Source organism: Mesorhizobium sp. NBSH29 (genome assembly GCF_015500055.1).
In the GTDB taxonomy this organism is placed as follows: Bacteria; Pseudomonadota; Alphaproteobacteria; order Rhizobiales; family Rhizobiaceae; genus Neomesorhizobium.
In genome coordinates this window covers 572,298-597,573 of sequence record NZ_CP045492.1, presented here as the reverse complement: position 1 = coordinate 597,573, position 25,276 = coordinate 572,298, and the positions used below count along the sequence as shown (strand labels likewise).

Annotated in this window: 25 protein-coding genes; 20 read left to right on the top strand and 5 right to left on the bottom strand. The window is 58.7% G+C overall.

The annotated features are described in order from the left end of the window. The 3 genes from efp to GA830_RS02885 all read right to left on the bottom strand — a co-directional run bounded on the left by efp (position 1) and on the right by GA830_RS02885 (position 2,294). On the bottom strand, positions 1-567 hold the full coding sequence (gene efp / locus GA830_RS02895; protein WP_195163621.1) for an elongation factor P: 567 nt from the start codon (positions 565-567) through the stop codon (positions 1-3). A gap of 92 nt (positions 568-659) precedes the next feature. Further along, entirely contained in the window at positions 660-1,628 is a 969-nt protein-coding gene (locus tag GA830_RS02890) for a tetratricopeptide repeat protein (protein WP_374939304.1), read from the bottom strand. A gap of 6 nt (positions 1,629-1,634) precedes the next feature. After that, the gene (locus tag GA830_RS02885; RefSeq protein WP_195163620.1) at positions 1,635-2,294 is read right to left on the bottom strand and encodes a thiamine phosphate synthase; all 660 of its coding nucleotides are present in this window, start codon (positions 2,292-2,294) and stop codon (positions 1,635-1,637) included. A gap of 147 nt (positions 2,295-2,441) precedes the next feature. On the opposite strand from GA830_RS02885, the gene GA830_RS02880 reads away from it, so the two are divergent. The 7 genes from GA830_RS02880 (at position 2,442) to ruvB (ending at position 9,584) form a co-directional block, all read left to right on the top strand. After that, positions 2,442-3,215, top strand: a complete 774-nt coding sequence (locus tag GA830_RS02880) for a sulfite exporter TauE/SafE family protein (RefSeq protein ID WP_195163619.1) — start codon at positions 2,442-2,444, stop codon at positions 3,213-3,215. Between the two features lie 100 nt (positions 3,216-3,315). After that, positions 3,316-4,485 carry an OpgC family protein gene (locus tag GA830_RS02875; RefSeq protein ID WP_374939287.1) on the top strand — a complete coding sequence of 390 codons (1,170 nt, stop codon included), beginning with the start codon at positions 3,316-3,318 and terminating at the stop codon, positions 4,483-4,485. A gap of 90 nt (positions 4,486-4,575) precedes the next feature. Next, a complete protein-coding gene (locus tag GA830_RS02870; RefSeq protein WP_374939303.1) occupies positions 4,576-6,207 on the top strand; it encodes an acyl-CoA synthetase in 1,632 nt (543 codons plus the stop codon). Between the two features lie 509 nt (positions 6,208-6,716). Next, complete coding sequence (gene rcdA, locus GA830_RS02865; protein ID WP_195163617.1) at positions 6,717-7,247, top strand: protease adaptor protein RcdA; 531 nt, start codon at positions 6,717-6,719, stop codon at positions 7,245-7,247. 71 nt (positions 7,248-7,318) lie between these two features. After that, positions 7,319-7,831 carry a crossover junction endodeoxyribonuclease RuvC gene (gene ruvC, locus GA830_RS02860; protein WP_195163616.1) on the top strand — a complete coding sequence of 171 codons (513 nt, stop codon included), beginning with the start codon at positions 7,319-7,321 and terminating at the stop codon, positions 7,829-7,831. Between the two features lie 20 nt (positions 7,832-7,851). Then, a complete protein-coding gene (ruvA, locus tag GA830_RS02855) occupies positions 7,852-8,472 on the top strand; it encodes a Holliday junction branch migration protein RuvA (RefSeq protein WP_195163615.1) in 621 nt (206 codons plus the stop codon). 74 nt (positions 8,473-8,546) lie between these two features. Beyond that, the gene (gene ruvB, locus GA830_RS02850) at positions 8,547-9,584 is read left to right on the top strand and encodes a Holliday junction branch migration DNA helicase RuvB (protein ID WP_195163614.1); all 1,038 of its coding nucleotides are present in this window, start codon (positions 8,547-8,549) and stop codon (positions 9,582-9,584) included. 42 nt (positions 9,585-9,626) lie between these two features. Here ruvB and GA830_RS02845 read toward each other — a convergent pair whose 3' ends face one another. After that, positions 9,627-10,886 (bottom strand): glycoside hydrolase family 5 protein, encoded by a 1,260-nt coding sequence (locus GA830_RS02845; RefSeq protein ID WP_195164733.1) that lies wholly within the window; start codon positions 10,884-10,886, stop codon positions 9,627-9,629. A 60-nt stretch (positions 10,887-10,946) separates the two neighbouring features. Between GA830_RS02845 and ybgC the strand changes: the two genes are divergently transcribed. From ybgC to ftsH, 9 genes are all read left to right on the top strand, one after another. Further along, entirely contained in the window at positions 10,947-11,420 is a 474-nt protein-coding gene (gene ybgC, locus GA830_RS02840; protein WP_195163613.1) for a tol-pal system-associated acyl-CoA thioesterase, read from the top strand. Between the two features lie 258 nt (positions 11,421-11,678). Beyond that, positions 11,679-12,389 carry a protein TolQ gene (tolQ, locus tag GA830_RS02835; RefSeq protein ID WP_195163612.1) on the top strand — a complete coding sequence of 237 codons (711 nt, stop codon included), beginning with the start codon at positions 11,679-11,681 and terminating at the stop codon, positions 12,387-12,389. A 9-nt stretch (positions 12,390-12,398) separates the two neighbouring features. Next, positions 12,399-12,854, top strand: a complete 456-nt coding sequence (tolR, locus tag GA830_RS02830) for a protein TolR (protein ID WP_195163611.1) — start codon at positions 12,399-12,401, stop codon at positions 12,852-12,854. Positions 12,855-12,858: 4 nt separating this feature from the next. Further along, complete coding sequence (locus GA830_RS02825; protein WP_195163610.1) at positions 12,859-13,920, top strand: hypothetical protein; 1,062 nt, start codon at positions 12,859-12,861, stop codon at positions 13,918-13,920. Positions 13,921-13,977: 57 nt separating this feature from the next. Beyond that, positions 13,978-15,264, top strand: a complete 1,287-nt coding sequence (gene tolB, locus GA830_RS02820; RefSeq protein WP_258045632.1) for a Tol-Pal system beta propeller repeat protein TolB — start codon at positions 13,978-13,980, stop codon at positions 15,262-15,264. 246 nt (positions 15,265-15,510) lie between these two features. Then, a complete protein-coding gene (gene pal / locus GA830_RS02815; RefSeq protein ID WP_195163608.1) occupies positions 15,511-16,023 on the top strand; it encodes a peptidoglycan-associated lipoprotein Pal in 513 nt (170 codons plus the stop codon). Positions 16,024-16,182: 159 nt separating this feature from the next. Further along, positions 16,183-17,223 carry a tol-pal system protein YbgF gene (gene ybgF / locus GA830_RS02810; protein ID WP_195163607.1) on the top strand — a complete coding sequence of 347 codons (1,041 nt, stop codon included), beginning with the start codon at positions 16,183-16,185 and terminating at the stop codon, positions 17,221-17,223. Then, on the top strand, positions 17,210-18,598 hold the full coding sequence (tilS, locus tag GA830_RS02805; protein ID WP_258045540.1) for a tRNA lysidine(34) synthetase TilS: 1,389 nt from the start codon (positions 17,210-17,212) through the stop codon (positions 18,596-18,598). Before ybgF ends, tilS begins: the two co-directional genes overlap by 14 nt. A 108-nt stretch (positions 18,599-18,706) precedes the next feature. Beyond that, complete coding sequence (ftsH, locus tag GA830_RS02800; protein ID WP_195163605.1) at positions 18,707-20,647, top strand: ATP-dependent zinc metalloprotease FtsH; 1,941 nt, start codon at positions 18,707-18,709, stop codon at positions 20,645-20,647. Between the two features lie 56 nt (positions 20,648-20,703). On the opposite strand, the gene GA830_RS02795 is transcribed toward ftsH, so the two are convergent. Then, positions 20,704-21,048 (bottom strand): cupin domain-containing protein, encoded by a 345-nt coding sequence (locus tag GA830_RS02795; RefSeq protein ID WP_195163604.1) that lies wholly within the window; start codon positions 21,046-21,048, stop codon positions 20,704-20,706. A gap of 86 nt (positions 21,049-21,134) precedes the next feature. On the opposite strand from GA830_RS02795, the gene GA830_RS02790 reads away from it, so the two are divergent. From GA830_RS02790 to GA830_RS02775, 4 genes are all read left to right on the top strand, one after another. Beyond that, a complete protein-coding gene (locus GA830_RS02790) occupies positions 21,135-21,686 on the top strand; it encodes a MarR family winged helix-turn-helix transcriptional regulator (protein ID WP_258045539.1) in 552 nt (183 codons plus the stop codon). A 205-nt stretch (positions 21,687-21,891) separates the two neighbouring features. Beyond that, positions 21,892-23,247, top strand: coding sequence for a phosphoglucosamine mutase (gene glmM, locus GA830_RS02785; RefSeq protein ID WP_195163602.1), 1,356 nt, complete (start codon positions 21,892-21,894; stop codon positions 23,245-23,247). A gap of 188 nt (positions 23,248-23,435) precedes the next feature. Then, positions 23,436-24,272, top strand: a complete 837-nt coding sequence (locus GA830_RS02780; RefSeq protein ID WP_195163601.1) for an outer membrane protein — start codon at positions 23,436-23,438, stop codon at positions 24,270-24,272. A gap of 190 nt (positions 24,273-24,462) precedes the next feature. Beyond that, positions 24,463-25,203 carry an outer membrane protein gene (locus GA830_RS02775; protein WP_195163600.1) on the top strand — a complete coding sequence of 247 codons (741 nt, stop codon included), beginning with the start codon at positions 24,463-24,465 and terminating at the stop codon, positions 25,201-25,203. Positions 25,204-25,276: the final 73 nt, after the last annotated feature.

The following is a 25,276-nucleotide window of genomic DNA, read 5'->3' as shown; positions in this document are numbered from 1 at the left end:
TCAATCCGCGCGGCGGACGTAGGTGATCTCGTTGGTGTCGACGATAATGCGTTCACCCGAGGAGATGAAAGGCGGCACCAAAACGCGAATGCCGTTTTCCAGCATTGCCGGCTTGTAGGATGAAGCGGCCGTCTGGCCCTTTACGACCGGATCAGCCTCGGTGATGGTAAGGGTCACCGTATCAGGCAGCGAAATGCCGATGGGGCGTTCGTCGTAAAGCTCCACCGTCACCATCATGCCGTCCTGCAGGAAGGCAGCGCGATCGCCGACAAATTCCTTGTTGAGCTCAAGCTGCTCGTAGCTCTGGGTATCCATGAAAACCAGCGCTTCTCCCTGTTCGTACAGAAAGGAAAAATCCTTCTGTTCGAGACGCACTTTTTCCACCGTTTCGGCGGCGCGGAAGCGTTCATTGAGCTTGGTACCGTTGATCAGGTTTTTCAGCTCGACCTGGTTGTAGGCGCCGCCCTTGCCTGGCTTCACCGCGTTGGTCTTGACTGCAACCCAGAGGCCGCCATCATGCTCGATGACATTGCCGGGCCGAATTTCATTGCCGTTGATCTTGGCCATTATGTGCAATTCCGGAAGTGTGGTCCGCCGCAGCGGCGGGCTTTCGCGGTTTCCATGACCACAAAATACCCCGGGTGGCAAGACTTGGACGCTCAGCGCAGTCGGTTTGCCCGGCCAAGCGCGGTTTTGATTTCGTCGGCGGTCAGGCCGTTCATGAAATCTTCCATGACCGGGTCGGACAGGCCTGCGCGGCGGGCGAGGATGTACCATGCAGCAGCGAAAATAGAATCTGGCTCGGTGCCTATGCCCTGCCAATAGAGCTTGGCCAGACGGTTCTGGGCGGCGACGTTGCCGCCTTCAGCGGCGCGTTTCAGCCAGGAGAAGCCGGTCTTCAGGTCACGCTCGCCACCTCGGCCGGAAATCATCCAGCTACCGAGATCAAGCTGGGCGGTATCGAAATTTTTGCGGGCCGCACGAGCCAGCCATTTGCGTGCCTCAGTTTCATCGGGCTTGGCGGCTGCGATGCCACGCGCCAATAATTGCGACAGGGCATATTGCGCATCCGGCAAGTCTGCCTTGGCAGCGCGCTCGTAATAGGGAAATGCCAGTTGCAGACCCTTGTCACCGGGGTGCTGATCGATCAGCATTTGCGCCAGATTGAACTGCGCCAGAACGTTGCCGGCTTCTGCTGACGCCTGCATCAGCGCGAAGGCAGCCTTCTTGTCCTGGCTCACGAACTTGCCGTCGATCAACATCAAGGCGTATTGAAACTGCGCCTCCGGGACGCCCTGTTCGGCGGCTTTCTCATACCATTTGGCGGCCTCAGCCGGGTCGCGCTTGACGCCGAGGCCGCGCGACAGGATTTCGGCCACGAGGGTCTGTGCCGCCGGTTCGCCGGCATTGGCGCGTGGCAGCGCCAGGTTCAACGCCGTCTTGTAGAGACCGCGCTGGAATGCGCCATAGGCTTCGTCGGGCTTTTTTGCGCCAAACCGCATCGGGTCGACGGATTGCGTCGGCGCCTGCGGGACGGGCGCGACTTCGCCTGCGGCGCGCGCCGTGCCGGCAATTGCGGCAAGGGCGACCACAAGGCCGGCAAAGATGAGCGTTCGACTGGACACGATCTGTGTTTAACTTTCGAAACGCGGCGCTTTTTGGTCAAGCAACTCATTGACGCGCGAAACCTGCTCGCGCGGGTCTAAGCCTTCACTGAAGACAGCGGCAGAAAGCGCTACGTACTCTGCTCCCGTTTCAGCTGCCGTCACCACCGAATCGACCTGCGAGCCGCCGAGAAGGATACAGGGGATTTCAATCATTTCCGCCCACCATTCAGCAAGCCCAAGATTGCGCGGATGTGGTTCCGGTGTGTTGTCATAGTTGAACCGGCCAAAGAAAATGTAGTCGGGCCGAGCTTCGCCAAGATCAAGCGCTTCGTCGCGGGTCTTGATGCCGCCCGCGCCGACATTCATCTTGTCTTGCAACCTGTCGATAGCGTCCGCCAGGGCAGCCTTGCCGGCTTCCATGTGAACGCCGTCTGCCTTTACCCTTGCGGCGATGCGGGTGTCGCCGGAGATGATGACAGCCACGCCTTTTGCGTGGGCGATTGCCACAATGCGTCCGCACAGCGACTGGAATTCGGCCTCATGAAGGTCGAAAATCGGTACGATAAGGGATGCGACATCTCCGCCTTCCAGTGCGGCGCCAATCTTCTGTTCCAGATCATCGGCGCTATGGTTTGCCGGCGTGATCAGAACGAGGCGGCAGCGCTTCGGAGGTTTTTGGTCGGCCATGGTGCCTATCCAGCTTTTGCAGGTTGTCGCTCAGGGCGAAGGCCTTGCGCTTAGAACAAAGCGGGCGCGTTGAACAGATGCAAGTGCATGGGAGGGCCCTCGCCAACGCGGTGTAACCCGGTTAAGCGAAGGCGCGAGGGAGCCTTCATGAACACGTTGCTGAGTGATCCGGTATTCTACGCGGCAGCCCTGCCAGCGGTGTTTCTGGTCGGCTTGTCGAAGGGTGGCTTTGGCGGCGCGATGGGCTTTGTCGGCGTACCTTTGATGGCGCTGGTCATGTCGCCGGTGCAAGCGGCGGCGATCCTTCTGCCGATCCTCATCCTCATGGATGCGGCGGCCTTGTGGAGCTGGCGTGGCGTCTACGACCGCAGCATTCTTGTGCAGATGTTGCCGGGGTCTTTGCTCGGCATCGGCTTGGGCTGGCTTCTAGCGGCTGTGGTCACGGCCGACATGGTGCGCTTTATTGTCGGTGCGGTGGCGATTATTTTCGTTGGTCGCTGGATTTATCTGCAATACCGTCATGGTTCGGATCACGCGACGAGGCCCAACCGGATTGCCGCCGCATTCTGGGGCACGGTGGCTGGCTTCACCAGCTTTATTGCTCATGTCGGCGGGCCGCCCTTCCAGGTCTATGCGCTGCCGCTGAAGCTCGATCCAAAGGTCATCACGGGGACGAGCGCGATCTTTTTTGCTATCACCAATGCGGTAAAGCTGGTGCCCTATTTCGCGCTGGGCCAATTCGACGCCACCAATCTTATGGCCTCTGCCGTGCTGATGCCGCTGGCGCCGGTTGCCACGCTTGCCGGCGCATGGCTGGTGCGGCGGATGCGGCCAGAAGTGTTTTATCCATTCACGTATCTCACCGTCGCCATCGTGGCGTTGAAGCTTGTGTGGGATGGGGCAACGGAGCTGCTGTATTAAGAATCTGATTTAATTTGTGACGGGATTGGATGGTTGTCCGACCATCTTTTGCCTTGGGTTGCGCGTTATGGGCCATGCCGGTTCACATCAGAATCAGCACATGTTCCCTGAAATGCACGGCCTTGAAATGAAAAGCATACCCTCCCAGCGCGATACCCGTATTGATGTTTTTCGTGCCCTTGCCCTTCTGACGATCTTTATCAACCATGTACCCGGCACTGTGTTTGAAAACTTCACGCACAAGAATTTCGGCTTTTCTGATGCGGCCGAGGCATTTGTCATGATCTCGGGCATCGCCATGGGCTTGGCCTATGGCATGAAGTTCCAGCCTGGAGGCCAGTTGCTGGTGGCGGTGAAGTTGTGGCGGCGTGCCGGTGTGTTATACGTCACGCACATCATGACGACGCTGGCCACGCTTGGTATTTTTTCGGCGGCGGCACTCTATCTCGCGCGACCCGACCTGTTAAAGCTGATCAACATCGACAGCATCATCAACGACACGCCGGCTGCTGCGGTCGGCATTGTCACGCTGGGCCACCAGGTCGGTTACAATAACATTTTGTCGATGTATGCGGCCGTGCTGGTGCTGATGCCGCTGTTCCTGTTGCTTGGTCGTCACAGCCTGAAGCTGATGGTTGCGGCATCTTGCCTGCTGTGGCTCGTCGCGGGCATCTGGCAGATCGCGCCACGAAATTTTCCAACGAGTGGTGTCTGGTTTCTCAATCCGCTGTCGTGGCAGTTCCTGTTCGTGATCGGTATGGCTGGCATGATGCATGTGCGGCGCGGCGGCCAAATCCTGTTCAAGTGGCCGATGGCGCTGGGAGCCGCCTTCTACCTGATCGGCGCGTTGCTCTGGGTTAAAATTCCACTCTGGGGTATTGAGACGGCGTCGGGCCTGCCAACTGTGCTGACCGGATTTGACAAGACATTTCTGTCGGCATCGCGGCTGCTGCATATTCTGGCGATCACCTATCTTGTCGTATCGATCCCGGCGCTTTCCAACCTTGCGCGGACCGGTGCCGAGCATCCTCTGGCGCTCATGGGCAGGCATGCGCTGCCGGTCTTTATCGCTGGCACACTGCTTGCGATGGCAGCGCAGGTCATCAAGACGGTCAGCTCAGGCGGGTTTGCGATGGACAGCGTGATAATCGCGACCGGCATCGCACTGCAATTTGCGCTCGCCTACTATCTGGAATGGCTGTCGGTGCTCAAATCGGGACGCGGCTCGGCGCACCCTGCCTCATCGGTCGGCGTCCTGAAGCCAGCCTGATTGCAGGTGTCGAAGACCGGGTGCTTTTCCAGCGCCTGGCTTCGTGCTTAAACTTGTTCCCGACTGGAGTGGGGGACGCGGTTGACCAGCATGTATGAGACGGGCCTGGATCGAAATCCGGCCAATCATCAGCCTTTGACGCCGATCACGCTTCTGGAGCGGGCGGCAAAGACCTATCCCGATCATGTAGCAATCCTTCATGGTCCGCAGCGCGTCAGCTACCGGGAATTCTGGCAGCGTTCGCGGCAATTGGCATCAGCACTTTCGGAGTGCGGTGTAGGCAAGGGCGATACGGTCAGCGTGATGCTCTCCAACACGCCACCGATGCTGGAGGCACATTTCGGCGTGCCGATGGTGCGGGCGGTGCTGCACTCACTGAACACCCGCCTGGATGCGGCGGTGATCGCCTTTCAGCTTGATCATGCTGAATGCAAAGTCGTGATCGTCGACCGCGAGTTTTCTGGCGTGATGAAGGAAGCGCTGTCGCTGGCGCAGGTTTCGCCGCTGGTGATTGATTTTGATGATCCCCATTATGGCGGTGACGCACCCTATCCAAAGGGCGAGCGGATTGGCACGCAGGACTACGAGGCTTTTGTCGCCGGCGGTTCAGCAGATTTCGCCTGGTCGATGCCTGACGATGAATGGGATGCGATCTCGCTGAATTATACATCGGGCACTACGGGCAACCCGAAAGGCGTTGTCTACCACCATCGCGGTGCTGCGCTGATGGCGTATGCCAATACCGTTCATGCGGGACTGGGCAAGCATGCCGTCTATCTTTGGACGCTGCCAATGTTTCACTGCAATGGCTGGTGTTTCCCGTGGACGCTTGCCTTGCAAGTGGGAACGCATGTGTGCTTGCGCTGGGTGCGGGCGGGGGCGATGTATGATGCGATTGCCGACCATGGCGTGACGCATCTGTGCGGTGCGCCGGTAGTGATGGGCGCACTGATCAATGCGCGGGTAGAACAGAAGCGCGATTTTGATCACACAGTCACGTTTAACACCGCCGCTGCCCCGCCACCTGAATCGGTGCTGACAGACATGGCTGATGCAGGCTTTGCCGTCACCCATCTCTATGGGCTGACCGAAACCTATGGTCCGGCAGTCGTCAATGAATGGCATTGCGACTGGGACCAGCTCGACGCCGGCGGACGGGCGGCTAGGAAAGCGCGTCAGGGGGTGAGGTATGCAGCACTGGAAGGCCTGTGTGTCCTTGACCCTGAAACGATGTCAGAGACGCCAGCCGATGGCAGCACCATTGGCGAAGTGATGTTTCGCGGAAATATCGTGATGAAAGGCTATCTGAAGAACCCGAACGCGACCAACGAGGCCTTTGCCGGTGGCTGGTTTCATTCCGGTGATCTCGGCGTCATGCATCCTGACGGGTATATCCAGCTGAAAGACCGCTCCAAGGACATCATCATTTCGGGTGGCGAGAACATTTCCTCGATCGAGGTCGAGGAGGCGCTCTACAAACACAATGCCATCGCTTCCTGCGGGGTGGTGGCGCGGGCCGACGAAAAATGGGGCGAGGTACCTGTCGCCTTTGTGGAACTCAAACCTGGCCAGAGCGCGAGCGCGGACGAGATCATCACGCATTGCCGGCAGCTTCTGGCGCGCTTCAAATGCCCCAAACAGATTATCTTCGCCGAAGTGCCCAAAACCTCGACCGGCAAGATCCAGAAATTTGTCCTGAGACAAATGGCGGGAGCGCTTTGATCGCTGCCCGTCGGGCGGTTTCGCGCTGAACAATTGCTGATGCGGCTGTTGCCAAGTGACATACCCGGCGCGCCAGGGGTGCGCTGGAATGGCCAGAGGAGGCCCGATTATGCACCGCGTTGCACCGACAGGTCGCCCTGCCTGTGGTCTGGGGCACGGCCTGAGATTGACCCCTTGGGTCGAGTTTGAGTTAAAGAAATCAGATGCGTTAACGCTTCGTTAAGCTTTACGGGCGTTTACTGTGTGTATCCAGTTATCTGGATTCTTACCGAGTGGTTGGAGCCACTTCGTTTGACGCCTCCCTGTTAAACTCTCTGAGAGCCGCTTTTGCGGCTCTTTTTTTACTTGGCTCAGCCACCGGTGGTTTCATTTTTCGCGGGTTTCGCTCATTAACCCTCCGTTAAACATATGCTTGCCTTGCGCGTTGAGACGGAGCATTTTCTTATCTCTGTCGTTTAGGGTCTTCGCAGGCTGCCGGGTGACATTGATCAGGGTGAGCAGGGGTATTTATGAGTGAGCCAGAAAAAGAGGTCGGGAAGACGATAAAGCTTGCCGAGAGGCGGGTGTTTTCCCAATCCTTCAAGCCACTCTACAATGATGGCATGCAGCTTGTTGAAGAAGCTGCCGAGTACCTGGATGGTCCCGGACGGACTGAAGCCAAGAAGCTGACGCGCGCCGCGGCAACGCTCTATGCGGCGGAATCAATGCGACTGACGACCCGCCTCATGCAGGTGGCATCGTGGCTGCTGCTGCAGCGCGCCGCCAATTCCGGAGAGATGACCCGCGATCAGGTTGCCTCGGAAAAATCCAAGGTTCGTCTCGATACCAATTCGGCACAGGACAACGGCACGGGTTGGAGTGAACTGCCCGACGCATTCCGCAGTCTGGTGCTGCGCTCACTCAGCCTGCAGGGCGTGGTGCGTCGCATGGACGACCAGATCTATGGCAAGGAGAGCAGTCCGGCGCAGGCTTCAAGCGCGGCAGGCAGCCCGGTTTTTGACCAAATCACGCTCCTGAATACTGCTTTCGCGCGCGGATAATCATCTCAACGTTTCTGTTTTGTTCACGATTCTTCTGGCATCAAAGGCCAGTGTGATGGAGAGTGGGCACAATGAGAGAAGCGATTCGCATTGTTGGCATCGATCCGGGGCTTCGGCGCACCGGCTGGGGCATCGTCGAGAGCCTTGGCAATGCGCTGCGCTTTGTCGCGTCGGGCACGGTGCGCTCCGATGACAAGGCGGATCTGGCGTCGCGGCTTTGCCAATTGCATGAGGGGCTAACCTCCATCCTCCATGTTCACATGCCTGCCGAGGCCGCTGTCGAGCAGACCTTCGTCAACAAGGATGCTGGCGCTACGCTCAAGCTTGGCCAGGCACGCGGTATTGCCATGCTGGTGCCGGCTCAAGCGGGGCTCAAGGTTGCCGAGTATGCGCCCAACGCGGTCAAGAAGGCGGTGATCGGCGTGGGGCATGGCGACAAGAAGCAGATCCACATGATGGTGAAAGTGCTGATGCCCAAAGCGACATTCGACAGCGACGATGCGGCCGATGCGCTGGCTATTGCCATCTGTCATGCCCATCACCGTCAGAGCGTCGCCTACCGCATCGCGGCCATGGCCGGCTAAGCGCAGGGACGAGCAAACAGATGATCGGCAAGCTGAAGGGCACGCTGGACGAAGTCGACGAGGACTTTTGCATCGTTGATGTGCATGGCGTTGGCTATGTTGCCTATTGCTCGGCGCGGACGCTGGCCAATTTGCCGGGGCAGGGCGAAGCGGTGACGCTTTTGATCGAAACCTATGTCCGCGAGGACATGATCCGGCTGTACGGGTTCCAGAGTGCACTGGAGCGGGAGTGGTTCCGGCTGCTTTTGCACAATGTGCAAGGGGTCGGTGCCAAGGTGGCGCTGGCGATCCTGTCGACGCTGTCCCCGTCTGATCTTGCCAGCGCAATTGCGCTGCGCGATATCGCCATGGTCAGCCGCGCACCCGGCGTCGGCAAGAAGGTGGCGGAGCGCATTGTTACCGAACTGCGCAACAAGGCGCCTGCCTATGCCGGTGAGGCGACGGGCACCATCGGGTTGAAGCAGGAGTTGGGAGAAGGCGTCGCGCCGGCGCCGATTTCCGATGCCGTTTCAGCGCTGACCAATCTCGGTTATTCACGCGACGTCGCGGCCAATGCCGTTTCCGCTGCGATGAGAACAGCCGGCGAGGGCGCGGATTCTGCACTTCTGATCCGTCTCGGCCTCAAGGAACTGGCACGATAGCGCTTTGTCCACGATCGCTTTAGCTGCTATCGGTAGGCGGATTTTTCTGCCCTGCCGTTCAGGATGTTTTGTTGATGAATCTTCCGACCCGTCTGGTCACGCCTGAAAAACGCGGTGAGGACACCGAGCAGAACCTGCGCCCGCAGGTGCTGGACGAGTTTGTCGGCCAGGCGGCTGCGCGCGCCAACCTGAAGGTCTTCATCGAGGCGGCCAAAGGGCGCGGCGAAGCGCTTGACCATGTGCTTTTCGTCGGGCCGCCGGGATTGGGTAAAACCACGCTGGCGCAGATCATGGCACGCGAACTGGGCGTCAATTTTCGTTCCACCTCCGGACCGGTCATCGCCAAGGCTGGGGATCTTGCTGCCCTGCTTACCAATCTTGAAGACCGGGACGTGTTGTTCATCGACGAGATTCACCGGCTTAACCCGGCGGTGGAGGAGATCCTCTATCCGGCGATGGAGGACTATCAGCTCGACCTGATCATCGGCGAGGGGCCGGCTGCGCGCTCGGTCAAGATTGATCTGGCCAAATTCACGCTGGTGGCGGCGACGACACGGCTGGGATTGCTGACCAATCCGCTGCGCGACCGGTTCGGCATTCCGGTCAGGCTCAATTTCTACTCGGTCGCGGAACTGGAGCTGATCGTGCGCCGTGGCGCGCGTATTCTGGGCATGCCGCTTGGTGATGATGGCGCTCTGGAGATCGCCAAGCGTGCCCGTGGCACTCCGCGCATCGCCGGACGGTTGTTGCGGCGCGTGCGCGATTTCGCCAGCGTCGCAGGTGCGGAGCATGTTGACCGTCGCATTGCCGACGAGGCTTTGTCTCGGCTGGAGGTTGATGCGCTCGGCCTCGATTCACTGGACCGGCGCTATCTGTCGATGATCGCGAATAATTTTGGCGGCGGGCCGGTGGGAATTGAAACCATCGCGGCGGGCCTGTCGGAACCGCGTGATGCGATCGAGGATATCATCGAGCCCTATCTCATCCAGCAGGGCTTTATCCAGCGCACGCCACGTGGACGCGTTCTGACTGCCAACGCGTGGAAACATCTTGGCCTCGATGCGCCCCAGGATCTGGCGCAGCAACAGATCAATTTGTTTCAGGAGGAATAGGGTGGTGAATGGTGAATGGTAGTGATTGACGGAAACCGGAACTCATTCCCCATTCCCCAGCCCCTTGATCACCTCCAGCACATCCGGCTCGGCCTTCTCACCGCCAAACGCTTCGACGACGCCGAATGCGCCGCCATAGGACCAAACCGACCACGCATAGCCGCGGTTTTCGGCACGGGCGATCATGTCTTTCACATAGGCCGCGCGTGAAGCTGCCGGCAGAATATAGTCATTGCCATATTCCTGGCGGATCATGCCGAACTCGCCGAGGTAGATCTCACTTGCCGACACCTCGTGCTTTTGCGCCCACGCCTCGACCAGCCGGAACGGCTCGCTTTCCAGTGCATCGAGTTTTTCTTCGGTGTCCATGGTGGCGATCTGCTCGTCCAGATAGGCCAGCATGCCATCGCGTCGGCTCCAGGAGGCGTCGGCCCTGATTTTGTCGCGGATGACGTCCAGCGCACGATCAAGTTCGGCGGGTGGCGCAGCGTGCGGCGGGTAGGGTAGGCCGGTCACATGCTGGATGAAATCGCCTGTCCATGTCGCGCCCTGATGCGTTAGCAGGAATGGCGCGTAGGAATGGAAGGTCCAGATGATGTTGTCGTCCGGATAATCGCGTGGGTTGATCTTTTCCAGCGCCTCGGCACCCGAATAGCAACCGCCGGTCAGGACCAGCGTCAGCTTCGTGGCTGAGGCGCGGGCCGCGGCAAAGAGCTTTTGCTGGCGTTCTGACCACAGGTTTGTGCCACTGTCGTCGCAATCGACCACCGGCTCGTTCATCGGTTCGAAAGCGACCTTTTGAGGATCTTCCTTCGCCAGCAAGCCGGCCATTTTGCGGACCAGTTCGACATAGCGCTCGAACATCGCCGGATCGTCCATCACCTCCGTCATGCCTATCGAGCGGTTGCCGCCGGCGGGGAAGAGGTGCAGGTCGACCACCGCCTTCAAACCGGCTTTATTGATCATGCGCACAGAGTCCAGCACCGAGGCAAAGAGCCGGTCGCGAAATCCTTCGGTCTTGGCGGACAGGAAGGGTGAGGGATCGACCGGCATCCGGACGAAATCAAAACCGTACTGCTTCAGCGCCTCAAGGTCCGCCCGGTCGATGTGCTGGCGCCATTCGGGGAATGGCAGCAGAACGTCCGGCTCGTTCCAGCGCGCCTCGTCCGGCCACGCCACCCAGATGTCGAGATTGATGCCCCGCTTCATCGAGAATGTCGCGGCTGCTACAGGTGTAGACCACGCCAGAGCCAAAGCCAGGGCCAGCAGACAATTCTTGATCCATGCCGTCATTAATGCCATCCGGTTCAGCCAAGGAACGCCGCTTCTGCCTGTCAGGTCGGCCGAGAAAAGGAAAGTCCGATGGCCGATCATGGTGAATCCGAGACATTGATGGCAGGCCTTTCGGGCATGCTCACATCCTTTGGTCACCGCATCATGGCACGGGTCTATTTTGCCGATACCGATTTTTCCGGGGTCGTCTACCATGCCCGCTATCTGGAATTTTTCGAGCGTGGCCGATCGGATTTTCTGCGTCTCGCAGGGGTTCACCACACTGAACTTGCCGAAGGCAAGCATGGCGGCGAGCGCCTGGTTTGGGTGGTACGGCGCATGGAGATCGATTTTCGCGCGCCGGCGCGCATCGACGATATTTTAACGGTAGACACGCGGACCATAAGCATTTCCGGCGCGCGGATATTCATGGCCCAGCAGCTTAAACGTGGCGATGACCTTCTGGTCGAGGCCAAGATCGAGGCGGCCATCATTGGCGACAATGGTCGGCCAAGGCGTTTTCCGACGGAATGGGTGGCGGCATTCCTTCCCAAGACAGGCTGAACTTGAGGAGAATTTCGACCTGCGGTGCACCGCGGCATCCTAACTGATCCTTAACCTTAACGGCCCATGAAGAAACCGGTGAAAGCTGGTGCGATTCAACGCGCCTTCGTTTCACCAAAATTGGCCCCGACAAGGCCCGCCAAGGCGCCTTTTCTGGGTTTCGCCAGCTTTCGAGCAGACAGACGAACCTTTTGAACACATGCGCATGGGCCAGCCAGAAGCCAAAGCCCGTATTTTTCCCTAAGGACGGTTACAACGATGGAAAATATTGCACTTGCCGAACCGGGAGCCCAGCTGTCGGTGTGGGCACTTTTCTGGCAGGCGGGCTGGGTGGTGAAGCTGGTCATGCTGGGGCTGCTTGGTGCCTCGGTCTGGACCTGGGCGATCATCGTCGACAAAATCATCGCCTATGGTCGCATGCGTGGCGCGCTCGACCGCTTCGAGCAGGTGTTCTGGTCCGGGCAATCGCTGGAAGAACTCTACCGCACGCTCGTCGACCGCAAGAATGCGGGCATGGGCGCCATCTTTGTCGCCGCCATGCGCGAATGGAAGAAGAGCTTTGAGAAAGGCGCCAAATCTCCGCTGGCCCTGCAGACCCGCATCGACAAGGCAATGGATCTGGCGCTGACGCGCGAGATGGAGCGGCTGGAGGGCAAGCTCGGTTTTCTCGCTACCATTGGATCGGCCGCACCTTTCATTGGGCTGTTCGGTACCGTTGTCGGTATCATGACCTCGTTCCAGGCTATAGCCGGATCGAAATCTACCAATCTCGCGGTGGTGGCGCCGGGCATCGCCGAGGCGCTTCTGGCGACCGCGATCGGTCTGCTGGCCGCTATTCCAGCCGTTATCGCCTACAACAAGCTGTCATCGGACGCGGGCAAGATCGCGATGCGCATGGAAGGGTTTGCGGATGAGTTCTCCGCCATACTCTCGCGCCAAATCGATGAAAAAGTCGCGCAGAAGGCGTGAGGTAGCAACATGGGAATGTCAGCAGGACAATCCGGCGGGCGCGGTGGTCGAGGCCACAGGCGGCGTGGTCGACATCATGGGTTGATTGCCGAGATCAACGTGACGCCGTTCGTCGACGTCATGCTGGTGCTGTTGATCATCTTCATGGTCGCCGCACCCCTGATGACGGTCGGCGTGCCGATCGATCTGCCGGAGACGCAGGCCAAGGCACTGAACTCGGATACCCAGCCGATTACCATTTCGATCAACGAGGCGGGCCAGATCCATCTGCAAGAAACCGAGATCCCGCTTGAGGAACTGGTGGCCAAGCTCGGCGCCATTGCCAAGGCAGGCTACGAGGAGCGCATCTATGTGCGCGGCGACAAGACTGCCGATTACGGCACGGTGATGCGCGTGATGGCGCGCATCCAGGCGGCTGGCTACAGCAAGATCGGCCTAGTCACTCTGCAGGATCAGGACGGCTGATCCGATGAGGGCAGGCATCACAACATCGGTCATTCTGCACGCTGCGGTGCTGGGCTTCGGCCTTGTCACCCTGTCGGCGCCGAAGGCGTTTGAGGTGATGGATGTTGAATCGCTGCCTGTCGATATCGTGCCGATTGAATCGCTGACGCAGATCCAGAAGGGCGACAAGAAGTCGCCGATGAAGGAAAAGCCGGCTCCCAAGCCGACGCAAAAGCCGGATGTGGTGCCTGACGCGCAGCAGATCGGTGAAAACAAGATCGATACCGAAAAGCCAGAGACACCAGAACCGACGCCACGCCCGGTTGAGGCGGCGGCGGCACCTGCTCCTTCACCGGAGCCGACACCAAAGCCTGTCGAACAGCCCAAGCCCGAGCCGGTCAAGCAGGCAGAGCCCAAGCCGACACCGGTGCCGGCTACCGAAGTGACGCCGCAGCCGCAGCCCAAGCAGGAGGTCAAGCCCGATCCCGTCGCAGAGACGATCGTGGCTGATAATGCCGAAGCCGAAAGCGTAAAGCTTCCGGAAAACGCGCCTTCACCGGATGCGCGCCCGCAACCGCCGAAGGCTGAAACGGCCAAGACGCCGGATCGCAAGGAAAGCGAGCAGGTGGCACAGAAGCAGGCATCAAAGCCGAAATCCGACGAGAAGGACTTTAACGCCGACGAGGTGGCAGCGCTTCTCAACAAGGACAAGGCTTCCGGCGGTGGCGCCAAGCGCTCGACGCAGGAGGCCTCGCTCGGCGGCCAGAAGACGAACAGCGCGGGTAAGCTGTCGCAAAGCGAGATGGACGCACTTCGCGGCCAAGTCCAGCGCTGCTGGAACATTCCCGCAGGGGCTGCCGATGGTGGCAATTTGAGGGTCTCGGTACAGTTCAAGCTCGATCGTTCGGGCGAACTCGACGGTAGCCCACAAATTATCTCTGGTGGTGGTTCAAGCGGCGTCGAGCGGGCAGCCGCAGAAGCCGCGCGCCGTGCCGTGGCACGCTGCGCGCCCTATAATTTGCCCGCGGAAAAATACGAATCCTGGGCAGACGTTATTGTCAATTTCGATCCAAGCGAGATGTTCTGACGGAAACCCGGACAGAAAAACGAGGCTGAACGCATGAAGAAATTTCTCACGACGCTTATGCTGGTGGCCGCTACGGCCCTCGGGCTGAGCGCCATGACCACACTGCCGGCGCGCGCGCTGGTGGAGATCGACGTCAACAAAGGCAATATCGAGCCGCTGCCGATTGCCATCACCGATTTTTTAGCAGCCGATGACATTGGTGCAAAAATTGCCGGCGTCGTGGCAGCTGATCTAAAGCGCTCAGGTCTTTTTGCACCGATCGACAAAGCCGCCTTCATCGAAAAAATTTCCAATCCCGATGTCGCGCCGCGCTTTGAGGACTGGAAGGTTATCAATGCACAGGCGCTGGTGACTGGCCGTGTGACAAAGGAAGCGGACGGCCGTCTGCGCGCCGAGTTCCGACTGTGGGACAGCTTCGCTGGGCAGCAGCTCTCGGGCGAGCAGTTCTTTGCGTCGAAAGACAACTGGCGTCGCGTCGCTCATATCATTGCTGACGCAATCTATGAGCGACTGACCGGCGAAAAGGGGTATTTTGATACCCGCATCGTTTATGTAGACGAGTCGGGTCCCAAGAATGCCCGGAAAAAGCGTCTCGCTATCATGGATCAGGACGGTGCCGGTCAGCGCTATCTGTCCGATGGCAAGTCGATTGTGCTGACGCCGCGCTTTTCTCCGAGCCGTCAGGAAATTACCTACATGTCCTACGAGGGTGGCCAGCCGAAGGTATACCTGCTGCAGATCGAGACCGGGCAGCGCGAAGTTGTTGGCGATTTTCCCGGCATGACCTTTGCACCACGGTTCTCACCGGACGGACAACGGGTGATTATGAGCCTGTTGCGCGATGACGGAAACTCCAACATCTTTGCGATGGATCTGCGCAGCCGCACCACGACGCGACTGACGAATTCCAGCGCCATCGATACCTCTCCATCCTATTCACCGGATGGCAGCAAGGTGGTGTTCACCTCGGATCGTGGCGGTCGCGCGCAGATTTATTCCATGGGAGCAGATGGTTCGGGGCAGGCCCGCATTTCGTTCGGAGACGGCACCTATTCGACGCCTGTCTGGTCACCACGCGGTGATCTGATTGCCTTTACCAAGCAGTCGGGGGGTGAGTTCCAGATCGGCGTGATGCGAACCGATGGCTCCGGCGAGCGTATCCTTTCCAGCGGCTTCCAGCAGGAAGGTCCCACCTGGGCGCCCAATGGTCGCGTACTGATGTTCTTCCGTGACAGTGCGGGCGGGCCGCGGCTGCACTCTATCGATCTCACCGGCCGCAACGAACAAGCTATTCCGACGCAGAATTTCGCGTCCGATCCCGCTTGGTCGCCGCTGCTGGAATAGTTCGCGTCCTTTGGGACACGATGAAGCGAAATCCGCTAGAAAAGGGGCCGTTTGCGCCCCTTTTTGATGGCAGAGCCGCGTTTCTGCCTCAATTCACCCTACGGTGCCGAGCAATCAGACGCGGGGCACCCTTTGCCGACTTTGATCCGGAAACGAATTATTAACCCTGTTTGTTGAGCGCCGGTTAACTGCGACGTGGTTACTAGTTGATCAACGAAATTACTCGAATGCGAAGGAGAGGCGGGCATGCGCCGCATCGCTAAACTTACAACGAACCCAATCGTCATTGCGCTTGTCGCAACACTTGCCATTGCCGGCTGTGCGTCGAAGAAGACGCCAAACAATGCTGCTGATTTGGGCCTCGGCTCGGGTGCAGGCGCGGCTACCCCGGGCTCGGCTCAGGACTTCACCGTTAATGTCGGTGACCGAATCTTCTTTGATACCGATTCAACTTCCATACGTGCTGACGCCCAGTCCACGCTTTCCAAGCAGGCGCAGTGGCTGAACCAGTATGGCAATTACAAGATTACCGTCGAAGGCCATGCCGATGAACGCGGCACGCGCGAATACAACCTCGCACTTGGTGCACGTCGCGCCGCGGCCACCCGCGACTATCTCGTGTCACGCGGTGTTGCTGGCAACCGGCTGAAGACGATCACCTATGGCAAGGAACGTCCAGTGGCCGTGTGTGATGATATTTCGTGCTGGAGTCAGAACCGTCGCGCTGTGACGGTGTTGAACGGTGCTGCCGGAAGCTAAGGTGCTTTAGCCAAACTTCGTGAAAAGGCGGCCGGTTTGGTCGCCTTTTTCGTTTTCTGGCTGGTAAACAAAATTTGGCCGAAGTCTCGGGCCCTGATAAACGACAGGAGCCCGCGTGTTTAAAGCGGATAAGATCAACCCATCCAGAGCAGGAAACCGATGAAATTTCGATCAGTTTTAGGCGGCATGATTGCGTTGCCGCTTCTTTACGGCGTCGCGTTCGCGAGCCCAAACGCATCCAACCAGCAAAATGGCATTCAGTTGCCGGGCGTGTTTTTGCCATTGCCGAAGGCGTGGACAGCAGAAAGAAAACCTGCAGGTGCGCCGGTGCAATTGGCGCAAGCGGGCGATCCACGCGTCCTCGAGCTAGAAGAGCAAATCCGCAACCTTACCGGCACTGTCGAGGAATTGAACTTCCAGGTTCTGCAGATGCAGGAACAAATCCGCAAAATTCAGGCAGACAACGAGTTCCGTTTCCAGGAGCTTGAGGGCAAGCGGACGGACGCCGGCGGTAAAACTCCACGCAAGGCGGCAGAAGCGCCGGCCACGGAAACCGCCGCGCCGGAATTGGGCGCGGTGGCGGCTGTCGAACCTGGCGCCGGTGCACCGCAACCCACGACGGGCGCGACGCTTGGGACACCGGAACAGACTTTTGGCACGATCGTCTTTGACGAGAGTGGCAATGTGACGGGCGGAAGCGTGGGAGACCAGGCAACGGTGGGATCTGCACCTATGGATGACCATGGGCCCGTTGCCGGAGGCGACGGGGTGATAACGCCGAGCGGTGATCTGCAGGTTGCGGCACTCCCTTCAACCAACGACCCGAAGGAGATTTACCGAAACTCCTATCAATTCATCATGTCGGGAGACTACGGAACTGCGGAAACCGGTTTTCGCGATCATATTGCCCGCTTCCCTTCTGACCCACAGGCGGCGGATGCGCATTTCTGGCTGGGCGAATCCTTGCTGGCACAGAAGAAATATCGCGATGCCGCCGAAATTTTCCTGGCTGCAAGCAAGCAGTATCCGAAAGCTAAAAAAGCTCCGGACATGATGTTCAAGCTTGGTGTTTCGCTGGCCGGACTGAATCAGAAAGATGTTGCCTGCGCCACCTTCAGCGAAGTGGGCAAGCGTTACCCTGGTATTTCTGCGGCTTTCAAAGAAAGCGTCAAGCAGGAGCAGGTGCGTGCGGCTTGCTGACGCTCAACACCCTGTGACGAATGCCGGAAGCAGGCTCGATTTCCCGGCACCTGAAGAACTGCTCCATTTTTTCCGATCGATTGACCTGACCGGACGCAGCGCGCTTGTCGCAGCCGTATCCGGAGGCAGCGATTCGGTTGCGTTGCTTATGCTGGCGCGTGCATGGTTGAAAACGGCGGCTCCTGAGGTCCGCCTTATCGCGGTAACCGTGGACCATGGGCTCAGGCCCGGATCGGCGCACGAGGCGCAGACGGTGCGTGAGCTTTGCGCACGACATGGCATTGTCCATCAGGTCCAGCACTGGCACGGCGACAAACCATCGACCGGCATTGCGGCTGCTGCGCGTGATGCGCGATACGGTCTGCTCGCCCAATCGGCCCGCACCGCAGGAACGGATATCGTACTCGCTGGCCATACTCTGGACGACCAGGTGGAAACTATTTCCATGCGCGGCACGCGGGGCGATGGCCGCGGGTTAGCCGGCATGGCGTCTGCTACGCTTTACGATCAAACCGTCTGGATAGTGCGGCCGTTGCTCCAGGTGCGCCGCACTGCACTGCGAAGCTGGCTCACTGAAGCTGGTATCGGCTGGGTTGACGATCCTACCAACAGCGATGTGCGCTATGAGCGCCCTCGCATGCGGCTAGCGTTGAACGAGAGCGCAGCGCCGATACCTGTTGAAGCTGCGCAAAGAGCGCGCATCAGCCTCGGTAAGCGCGCGGCCTGGCTCATCTCGCACCATGCGCAGCAGGTGGCGCCGGGCCTTATCTGCCTGGAGCCTGATTTTTTGTCTCATAGCGATGCGGATGCGGGAACCTATGCGCTGAGGATCATGCTTGCTGCGGTAGGCGGGGTGGAACATCTGCCCGAGGAGGCTCGGTCTGGCGCTCTTCACCACAAATTGCGCACGGGTGCTGCTCGCGCCACATTGTCGCGGTGCGTGGTGGAACGGCGACGCGGCGGCGTCTTCTTGCGACGTGAATTGCGAGGTTTGCCGGCTGCAGCTCCGGTGGTTCATGGCGCAGTTTGGGACGGACGTTTTATCGTCGACGCGAACCATGCGTCTACTGACCTGCGCGTCGCGCCGATGGGGGAGGGTGCACCCATCGCCCATCAGCGCCATGACTGTTCGATTGCGCAAAGCCTTGTGCGCGCGTCTCTTGCGGCGCAGCCTGCATTCTTTATCAACGACATTTTAGCCGGGCCGACGGTTGATGCTGGCAAGGCGCGCGCTCTGGCACGGTTTTCTCCGATGCTCACACCTTGGGCGCGATTTCTGCCCGCCTTTGATCTGGCGCCAGCGCGTTCGCTTGCGCGCTTGCTCGGGCATCCCGTTCCACCATCGTCGCCATTTACGGGCCACATTGAGGGATAAGCTTTAACCGACACACCGGGATTTGCTTGGCAAGCCGAAGCAGCGTCCCTATGTTACCTGCAACACCTCACACGGACTGTCCTAAGCAGGACGCCAACGGGAACTTCAATGAACCCTAATTATCGCAACCTCGCGCTCTGGGCGATTATCGCCGTCCTCCTGATCGCATTGTTCAATCTTTTCCAGGCACCGCAGCAGCGCGGCGCTACGCGGGATGTGGCCTATTCCGAGTTCCTTCAGGAACTTTCGGGTGGCCGCGTCAAAACTGTTACGATCGCGGGCAGCCGGATCTCCGGGACCTATGTCGACAGCGCCAGTGGCTTCCAGACCTATTCGCCGGGCGACCCGACGCTTGTGCAGCGTCTGGAAGACAAGGGCGTGACAATCACTGCCCGGCCTGAAAATGACGGCTCCGGATCGATCATTGGGATCCTGCTCTCGTGGCTTCCGATGATCCTCATCTTGGGTGTGTGGATATTCTTCATGCGTCAGATGCAGTCGGGTTCTGGGCGGGCGATGGGCTTTGGTAAATCGAAGGCCAAATTGCTCACGGAAGCACAGGGCCGCATCACGTTTGCCGACGTAGCTGGCGTCGACGAGGCCAAGGAAGACCTTGAGGAGATTGTGGAGTTCCTACGCGATCCGCAGAAATTCCAGCGCCTCGGCGGTAAGATTCCACGTGGTGTGCTGCTCGTTGGGCCTCCCGGCACGGGTAAGACGCTTCTCGCGCGCTCCGTCGCTGGTGAAGCCAATGTGCCGTTCTTCACAATTTCGGGTTCGGATTTCGTTGAAATGTTTGTCGGCGTCGGCGCGAGCCGCGTTCGTGACATGTTCGAACAGGCGAAGAAAAACTCGCCCTGCATCATCTTTATCGACGAAATTGATGCTGTTGGTCGTCATCGCGGTGCCGGTCTTGGCGGTGGCAATGATGAGCGCGAGCAGACACTTAACCAGCTGCTGGTCGAGATGGACGGCTTTGAAGCCAATGAAGGTGTTATCCTGATTGCAGCGACCAACCGTCCTGACGTTCTGGATCCCGCACTGCTGCGTCCGGGCCGTTTTGACCGTCAGGTGGTTGTGCCCAACCCAGACATTAATGGCCGTGAAAAGATCCTCAAGGTGCATGTGCGCAACGTACCACTGGCGCCCAATGTCGATCTCAAAGTCATTGCGCGTGGCACGCCGGGCTTTTCGGGTGCCGATCTTGCCAACCTCGTCAACGAATCAGCGCTGATGGCTGCACGTCGCAACAAGCGTCTGGTCACCATGGCAGAGTTCGAAGATGCCAAGGACAAGGTGATGATGGGCGCGGAACGTCGCTCGACAGCCATGACCCAGGCCGAAAAAGAACTGACCGCCTATCACGAAGCTGGCCATGCGATCATGGCGCTGAACGTTGCTTCGGCCGATCCTCTGCACAAGGCGACAATCATTCCGCGCGGTCGTGCGCTTGGCATGGTCATGCAGTTGCCTGAGGGTGACCGCTATTCGATGAGTTACAAATACATGATCTCGCGTCTGGGCATCATGATGGGTGGCCGCGTTGCCGAAGAGTTCAAGTTCGGCAAGGAAAACATTACCTCGGGCGCATCTTCTGACATTGAGCAGGCCACGAAGCTGGCTCGTGCCATGGTCACGCGATGGGGCTTTTCCGATAAGCTCGGTCATGTTGCCTATGGCGACAATCAGGAAGAAGTGTTCCTCGGCCATTCGGTTGCTCGTACGCAAAATGTGTCGGAAGAGACCGCACAGATCATCGACGCTGAGGTGCGCCGTCTGATTGATGAGGCCTATTCCAGTGCAAGGACGATCCTAACCAAAAAGAAGAAAGAATGGATCGCGATTGCCGAAGGGCTGTTGGAATATGAAACACTGTCTGGCGATGAAATCCGCCAGATCATTGCCGGGAAGAAACCTTCGCGGGATTTGGGCGATGATGCGCCTCCATCTCGTGGTTCGGCAGTGCCCAAGGCTGGCGCGGCCGGCAAGGGTCGCAAAAAACCGGGCGGTGAACCCGAGGGCGGTATGGAACCGCAGCCACAGGGCTGAGCCTTCGCTAGTTAAAGGAAAGCCGCTGGAGAAATCCGGCGGCTTTTTTGCGTTGTTTATCCCTCGTCCAGATTGGTCTGGATGATGCGGTCGCTGGCATGGATGCACATGGCTTCCAGTCGGCCTTTCCCGACATTTACAAATTTGTGGGGCACTCCAGGTGGTCCGACCACTACATCCCCTTTCCTGGCGCGCACCTTATTGGCGCCGACAGTGAACTCCGCCTCACCGCGGCGTACCGTCCAGGTCTCGCTATAGGGGTGGGCATGAAGGGGCGGCCCCTTGCCTGGATCGTAATCGACTAGAAAGAAGGAGATCGCCGATCCGTGCGTGGCACCCTCGAACCGAATGGTGCGGCTGCCCGGAGCCACTGGCGCAGGGTGGTGCAGAAAACTTTCCATTGAGGGTGCTCCAAGCCTAAGGTATCTTTATGTCGAGATAATTGGCTGAAACTATCTTTATGTCAAGATATTTTAAGGAGAACCGCTTGTCGCTGAAACGAGATCATGTCGAACTGCTTCGGCAGCAATGGGCTGCGGAACTGCCCGACCTCGACACGTCGCCGATGGCGGTACTCGGTCGCGCTTATCGGCTTGCCAACCTGGTGCGCCCTTCGATCGAACAGACCTTTGCCGGGTTTGGGTTGGATCGGGGCGAGTTTGATGTCATCTCGACGCTGCGCCGCTCCGGCCCACCATACCGGCTTACGCCAACGGAGCTCTACACGTCGCTTATGATCTCATCGGGCGGGCTCACCCACCGTCTGGGTCGGCTAGAGAAATCAGGTCTTATACGGCGCGAGAAAACCTCAAGCGATGGCCGTAGCCTGGCCGTGGCGCTTACGAGCGCCGGCATGGAGCGAGCCGAGGCCGCTTTCCGCGCCGACATGGCGAGCGAGAACCAGTTTCTATCTGGTTTGGACCCGGCCAAGCGCGGCCAGTTGGCCAGCCTTATGGAAGAGTTGCTGTTGCAAGTAGAGGCCAAGTCGGAGGAACTCCAATCTGACCACGAAACAATTTTCCCGGTTGGCGGGCGTTAGGAGCCGCTGCCGCGAACGATGTAGCCAGAGGCCATCTGCCAGTTCGCCAGTGTGCTACAGGTTCAGGATATTGGGGCTGATATGCCGCAGAAACGGTTTTCTAAGCTTTCATGACGGATAATCACCAAAAGTGATGTCCAGTTGTATCCAGCTTGTGGCAAAGCATTGCCGGAAGCGAAAAGCTTAAGACAGGTCAGAAAAAACCATGGCAGGACGCTATTTCGGCACCGACGGCATTCGCGGGCGCGCCAATACATTTCCGATGACCGCAGAAGTTGCGATGAAGGTCGGCATGGCCGCTGGCATGTCGTTCCAACGCGGCAGCCACCGCCACCGCGTGGTTTTGGGCAAGGATACCCGGCTTTCGGGCTACATGATCGAGAATGCCATGGTAGCGGGCTTTTGTGCCGCGGGCATGGATGTGCTGTTGCTTGGGCCTATCCCCACGCCGGCTGTCGCGATGCTGGCGCGCTCTCTGCGCGCTGATATCGGGGTGATGATCTCGGCGTCGCACAACGCCTATCATGACAACGGGATCAAGCTGTTCGGGCCGGATGGCTACAAGCTGTCGGATGAGATCGAGGGCCGCATCGAGGCGATGCTCGACGGCGAAATCGATGTGCGCCTGGCTGACCAGAATACGCTTGGACGCGCCAAGCGTATCGATGGGGCCAACGACCGCTACATTGAGTTTGCCAAGCGCACGCTCCCGCAAGGGTCGATGTCGCTGGCAGGGCTGCGGATCGTGATCGATTGCGCCAATGGCGCTGGCTATAAGGTAGCGCCTGCTGCCCTTTGGGAACTCGGCGCAGAAGTCATCACTATCCACAACGAGCCGAACGGCTTCAACATCAATGAGGATTGCGGCTCCACGCAGCCCATGAGCCTAGCCAAGAAGGTGCATGAGGTGCGCGCCGACATCGGCATTGCGCTCGATGGCGATGCGGACCGAATGCTCATCGTGGACGAAAACGGCACTGTGATTGATGGCGATCAGATCATGGCGCTGATCGCGGAGTCGTGGAACGAAAGTGGCAGGCTGGCGGGTGGCGGTGTGGTTGCGACGGTCATGTCCAATCTCGGGCTCGAACGGTTTCTCGCCGATGCCGGCATGCAGCTTCACCGAACCAAGGTGGGTGACCGCTACGTGGTAGAGCATATGCGCGCGCATGGTCTCAATGTCGGTGGCGAGCAATCCGGCCATATCGTGCTCTCGGATTTTTCCACAACGGGAGACGGGTTGGTCGCAGCACTGCAGGTTCTGGCCTGCGTGAAACGTGCGGATCGTCCGGTCAGCGAAGTCTGCAAAAAATTTGAAGCTGTGCCGCAACTTTTGAAGAATGTCCGTTTTTCAGGTGGCAAGCCGCTGGAGAATGCTGCCGTGAAAGCGGCGATAGACGATGCCCGCAGCCAGCTCGGCAAGACAGGTAGGCTTGTCATCCGCCCCTCCGGCACCGAGCCGCTAATCCGGGTGATGGCTGAAAGCGATGATTCCAGCTTGGTGGAAAAAGTCGTCAACGGTCTTGTCGATGTCATCGCGGATGCGCGCAACGCCGCTTAAGTTATCATTTATATTTTTGAAGGCCAGTCACCAATCGGCTGGTCTTTTGCTTTAAAACTGTTTGTTAACCAAGGTAAAACGTAGTTAAGGAGTAGGGTTAATCAGCCTTTAACCTTTAAGCTGCATGATCACCCCGAGTTCAATTATTGGGCCGGCTGTGATGCCGGTATGCGCAGGGGTGAAGGATTATGCTGAGAACCGCCAAGCGGACTTTATTTGCCGCATTGCTTGCCGGCGTCGCCATGCCGGCGATTGCGGCTGATATCATGGAGCCGCAGATCATCGAGGCACCGCTGCCTCAGCAGGTGAGCTATGCCGAGCCATCCTATGGCAGCTGGTACATTCGCGGCGATGTCGACTACCATTCGCCAAAAATGCGCGGCGCTGACTACACGCTCTACAATCCGCCCTTCGTCTCCAATTCCTTCGACTTCACCGATTTGCGTGGCGCGATGTCGCTCGGTGCCGGTATCGGCTACCAAGCCAACAAATATTTCCGCACCGACCTGACCGCTGATTACTGGTTCAAGTCGAAATTCGAGGGTCAGACTACGGGCTTCTGTGGAAACGGCCCTTGCCAGTCGGTTGATGAAAGCTCGATGACAGCGATGCTGCTGCTGGCCAATGCCTATGCCGATCTGGGTACCTATGGTGGCATTACGCCATACGTCGGTGCGGGTATCGGTGGCGCACATGTCAAGTGGGACAATCTGCGTAATACGATTGGCGGCACCACGACCGAGCACGAAGGCTCCAAGAACTGGCGCTTTGCCTATGCGGTCATGGCCGGTGCATCCTACTGCCTGACCAGCAATCTGCAGCTCGACGCCGGATACCGCTTCTCGCATATCAATGGCGGCAAGATGTTCGAATACGCCAACGGTGGCGGCCCCGGCTACGACAAGGGCTTCAACACCCACGAGGTCCGCGGTGGTCTGCGCTATTCATTTGGCGGTGCCAACCCGAACTGCTCCGAGTCTGTGGCGGCCTACGAGCCACCGGCAATCGAGCCAGTCTACAAATAATTCAAGACCCTCCGAACCATTTCGAAAACCGCCCGGTCCAGTGCCGGGCGGTTTTATTTTGGCCTGAATGCAAAAGGTGGGTAACCCTCCGTTAGCCTTAACCGCCACTTAACCACTATAGTTAACAATGCTTCTGGAGAGGGTGATCATGCTGAGCTGAGCAAGACACCGCATGTCAGGGGTTAGGGTCATGAAAGTGTTTTTACGTTTGGTCCTTCCGGTAGCGCTGTGTGCGGCGGCTCCGGTTCAGGCTGCGGATTACGATCCGCCTATCGTCGTTGACCAGGCACCCGAATATGTGCCGGTGGAGATCGGCTCTGGCTGGTACCTGCGCGGTGATGTTGGCTACAGCGTCAACAAGCCGTTTCGCGATGCCAGCTACGCGGTCGAGCCGATTGTCTATGAAGATGAAAAGTACAGCCCGATCTCCGGCACGATCGGCATGGGCTATCATTTTAACGATGTGTTCCGCAGTGAGCTGAACGTCGGGATTTTGCCAGGCAGCAAACAATCACTCGGCTATCTCACTCCGGACTCCAGTGTAACTCTCGAGGCCGAAAACGAGTTTTGGACCGGCATGGTCAATGCCTATGCTGACCTGGGTACAGTCGTAGGTATCACTCCCTATATCGGCGGCGGCGTCGGGTTTGTGTATAACAAACACATGTTCACCGGGTCGCAAAACTTCGCAGATCCGGCTTATGTCGATATCGCGTTTTCCGACGAGGCGAGGCGGTATGATTTTGCCTATTCGCTCGGCGCCGGCGTGAGCTACGCAGTCGCCAAAAACCTCTCTGTCAATCTTGGCTATGAATATCTGTCAGCGCCCAAAGCGCGGGTGGCCGAAATCACCGAGGCTGGCAATCCGGTCCTTAAGGAAGGACTCGATGTTCACCAGATCAAGCTCGGCCTGCGTTACGATCTCTGGTAGGCGTCAGCCGATCCAATTTGAAGAAGGCGGGCAAAGAGCCCGCCTTTTTGCTTTTCGCGTCCTTGACCGTTGG

Bases quoted from the DNA above. Each gene is read 5' to 3' on its own strand.
- ruvB (WP_195163614.1), top strand. From the start codon at position 8,547: ATGAATCTTCCGACCCGTCTGGTCACGCCTGAAAAACGCGGTGAGGAC.
- ruvC (WP_195163616.1), top strand. From the start codon at position 7,319: ATGAGAGAAGCGATTCGCATTGTTGGCATCGATCCGGGGCTTCGGCGC.
- tolQ (WP_195163612.1), top strand. From the start codon at position 11,679: ATGGAAAATATTGCACTTGCCGAACCGGGAGCCCAGCTGTCGGTGTGG.
- GA830_RS02875 (WP_374939287.1), top strand. From the start codon at position 3,316: ATGTTCCCTGAAATGCACGGCCTTGAAATGAAAAGCATACCCTCCCAG.
- GA830_RS02775 (WP_195163600.1), top strand. From the start codon at position 24,463: ATGAAAGTGTTTTTACGTTTGGTCCTTCCGGTAGCGCTGTGTGCGGCG.
- GA830_RS02870 (WP_374939303.1), top strand. From the start codon at position 4,576: ATGTATGAGACGGGCCTGGATCGAAATCCGGCCAATCATCAGCCTTTG.
- efp (WP_195163621.1), bottom strand. From the start codon at position 567: ATGGCCAAGATCAACGGCAATGAAATTCGGCCCGGCAATGTCATCGAG.
- tolR (WP_195163611.1), top strand. From the start codon at position 12,399: ATGGGAATGTCAGCAGGACAATCCGGCGGGCGCGGTGGTCGAGGCCAC.
- pal (WP_195163608.1), top strand. From the start codon at position 15,511: ATGCGCCGCATCGCTAAACTTACAACGAACCCAATCGTCATTGCGCTT.
- rcdA (WP_195163617.1), top strand. From the start codon at position 6,717: ATGAGTGAGCCAGAAAAAGAGGTCGGGAAGACGATAAAGCTTGCCGAG.
- GA830_RS02825 (WP_195163610.1), top strand. From the start codon at position 12,859: ATGAGGGCAGGCATCACAACATCGGTCATTCTGCACGCTGCGGTGCTG.
- GA830_RS02845 (WP_195164733.1), bottom strand. From the start codon at position 10,886: ATGGCATTAATGACGGCATGGATCAAGAATTGTCTGCTGGCCCTGGCT.
- GA830_RS02885 (WP_195163620.1), bottom strand. From the start codon at position 2,294: ATGGCCGACCAAAAACCTCCGAAGCGCTGCCGCCTCGTTCTGATCACG.
- GA830_RS02780 (WP_195163601.1), top strand. From the start codon at position 23,436: ATGCTGAGAACCGCCAAGCGGACTTTATTTGCCGCATTGCTTGCCGGC.
- GA830_RS02795 (WP_195163604.1), bottom strand. From the start codon at position 21,048: ATGGAAAGTTTTCTGCACCACCCTGCGCCAGTGGCTCCGGGCAGCCGC.
- GA830_RS02880 (WP_195163619.1), top strand. From the start codon at position 2,442: ATGAACACGTTGCTGAGTGATCCGGTATTCTACGCGGCAGCCCTGCCA.
- ybgC (WP_195163613.1), top strand. From the start codon at position 10,947: ATGGCCGATCATGGTGAATCCGAGACATTGATGGCAGGCCTTTCGGGC.
- ftsH (WP_195163605.1), top strand. From the start codon at position 18,707: ATGAACCCTAATTATCGCAACCTCGCGCTCTGGGCGATTATCGCCGTC.
- ruvA (WP_195163615.1), top strand. From the start codon at position 7,852: ATGATCGGCAAGCTGAAGGGCACGCTGGACGAAGTCGACGAGGACTTT.
- glmM (WP_195163602.1), top strand. From the start codon at position 21,892: ATGGCAGGACGCTATTTCGGCACCGACGGCATTCGCGGGCGCGCCAAT.
- ybgF (WP_195163607.1), top strand. From the start codon at position 16,183: ATGAAATTTCGATCAGTTTTAGGCGGCATGATTGCGTTGCCGCTTCTT.
- tolB (WP_258045632.1), top strand. From the start codon at position 13,978: ATGCTGGTGGCCGCTACGGCCCTCGGGCTGAGCGCCATGACCACACTG.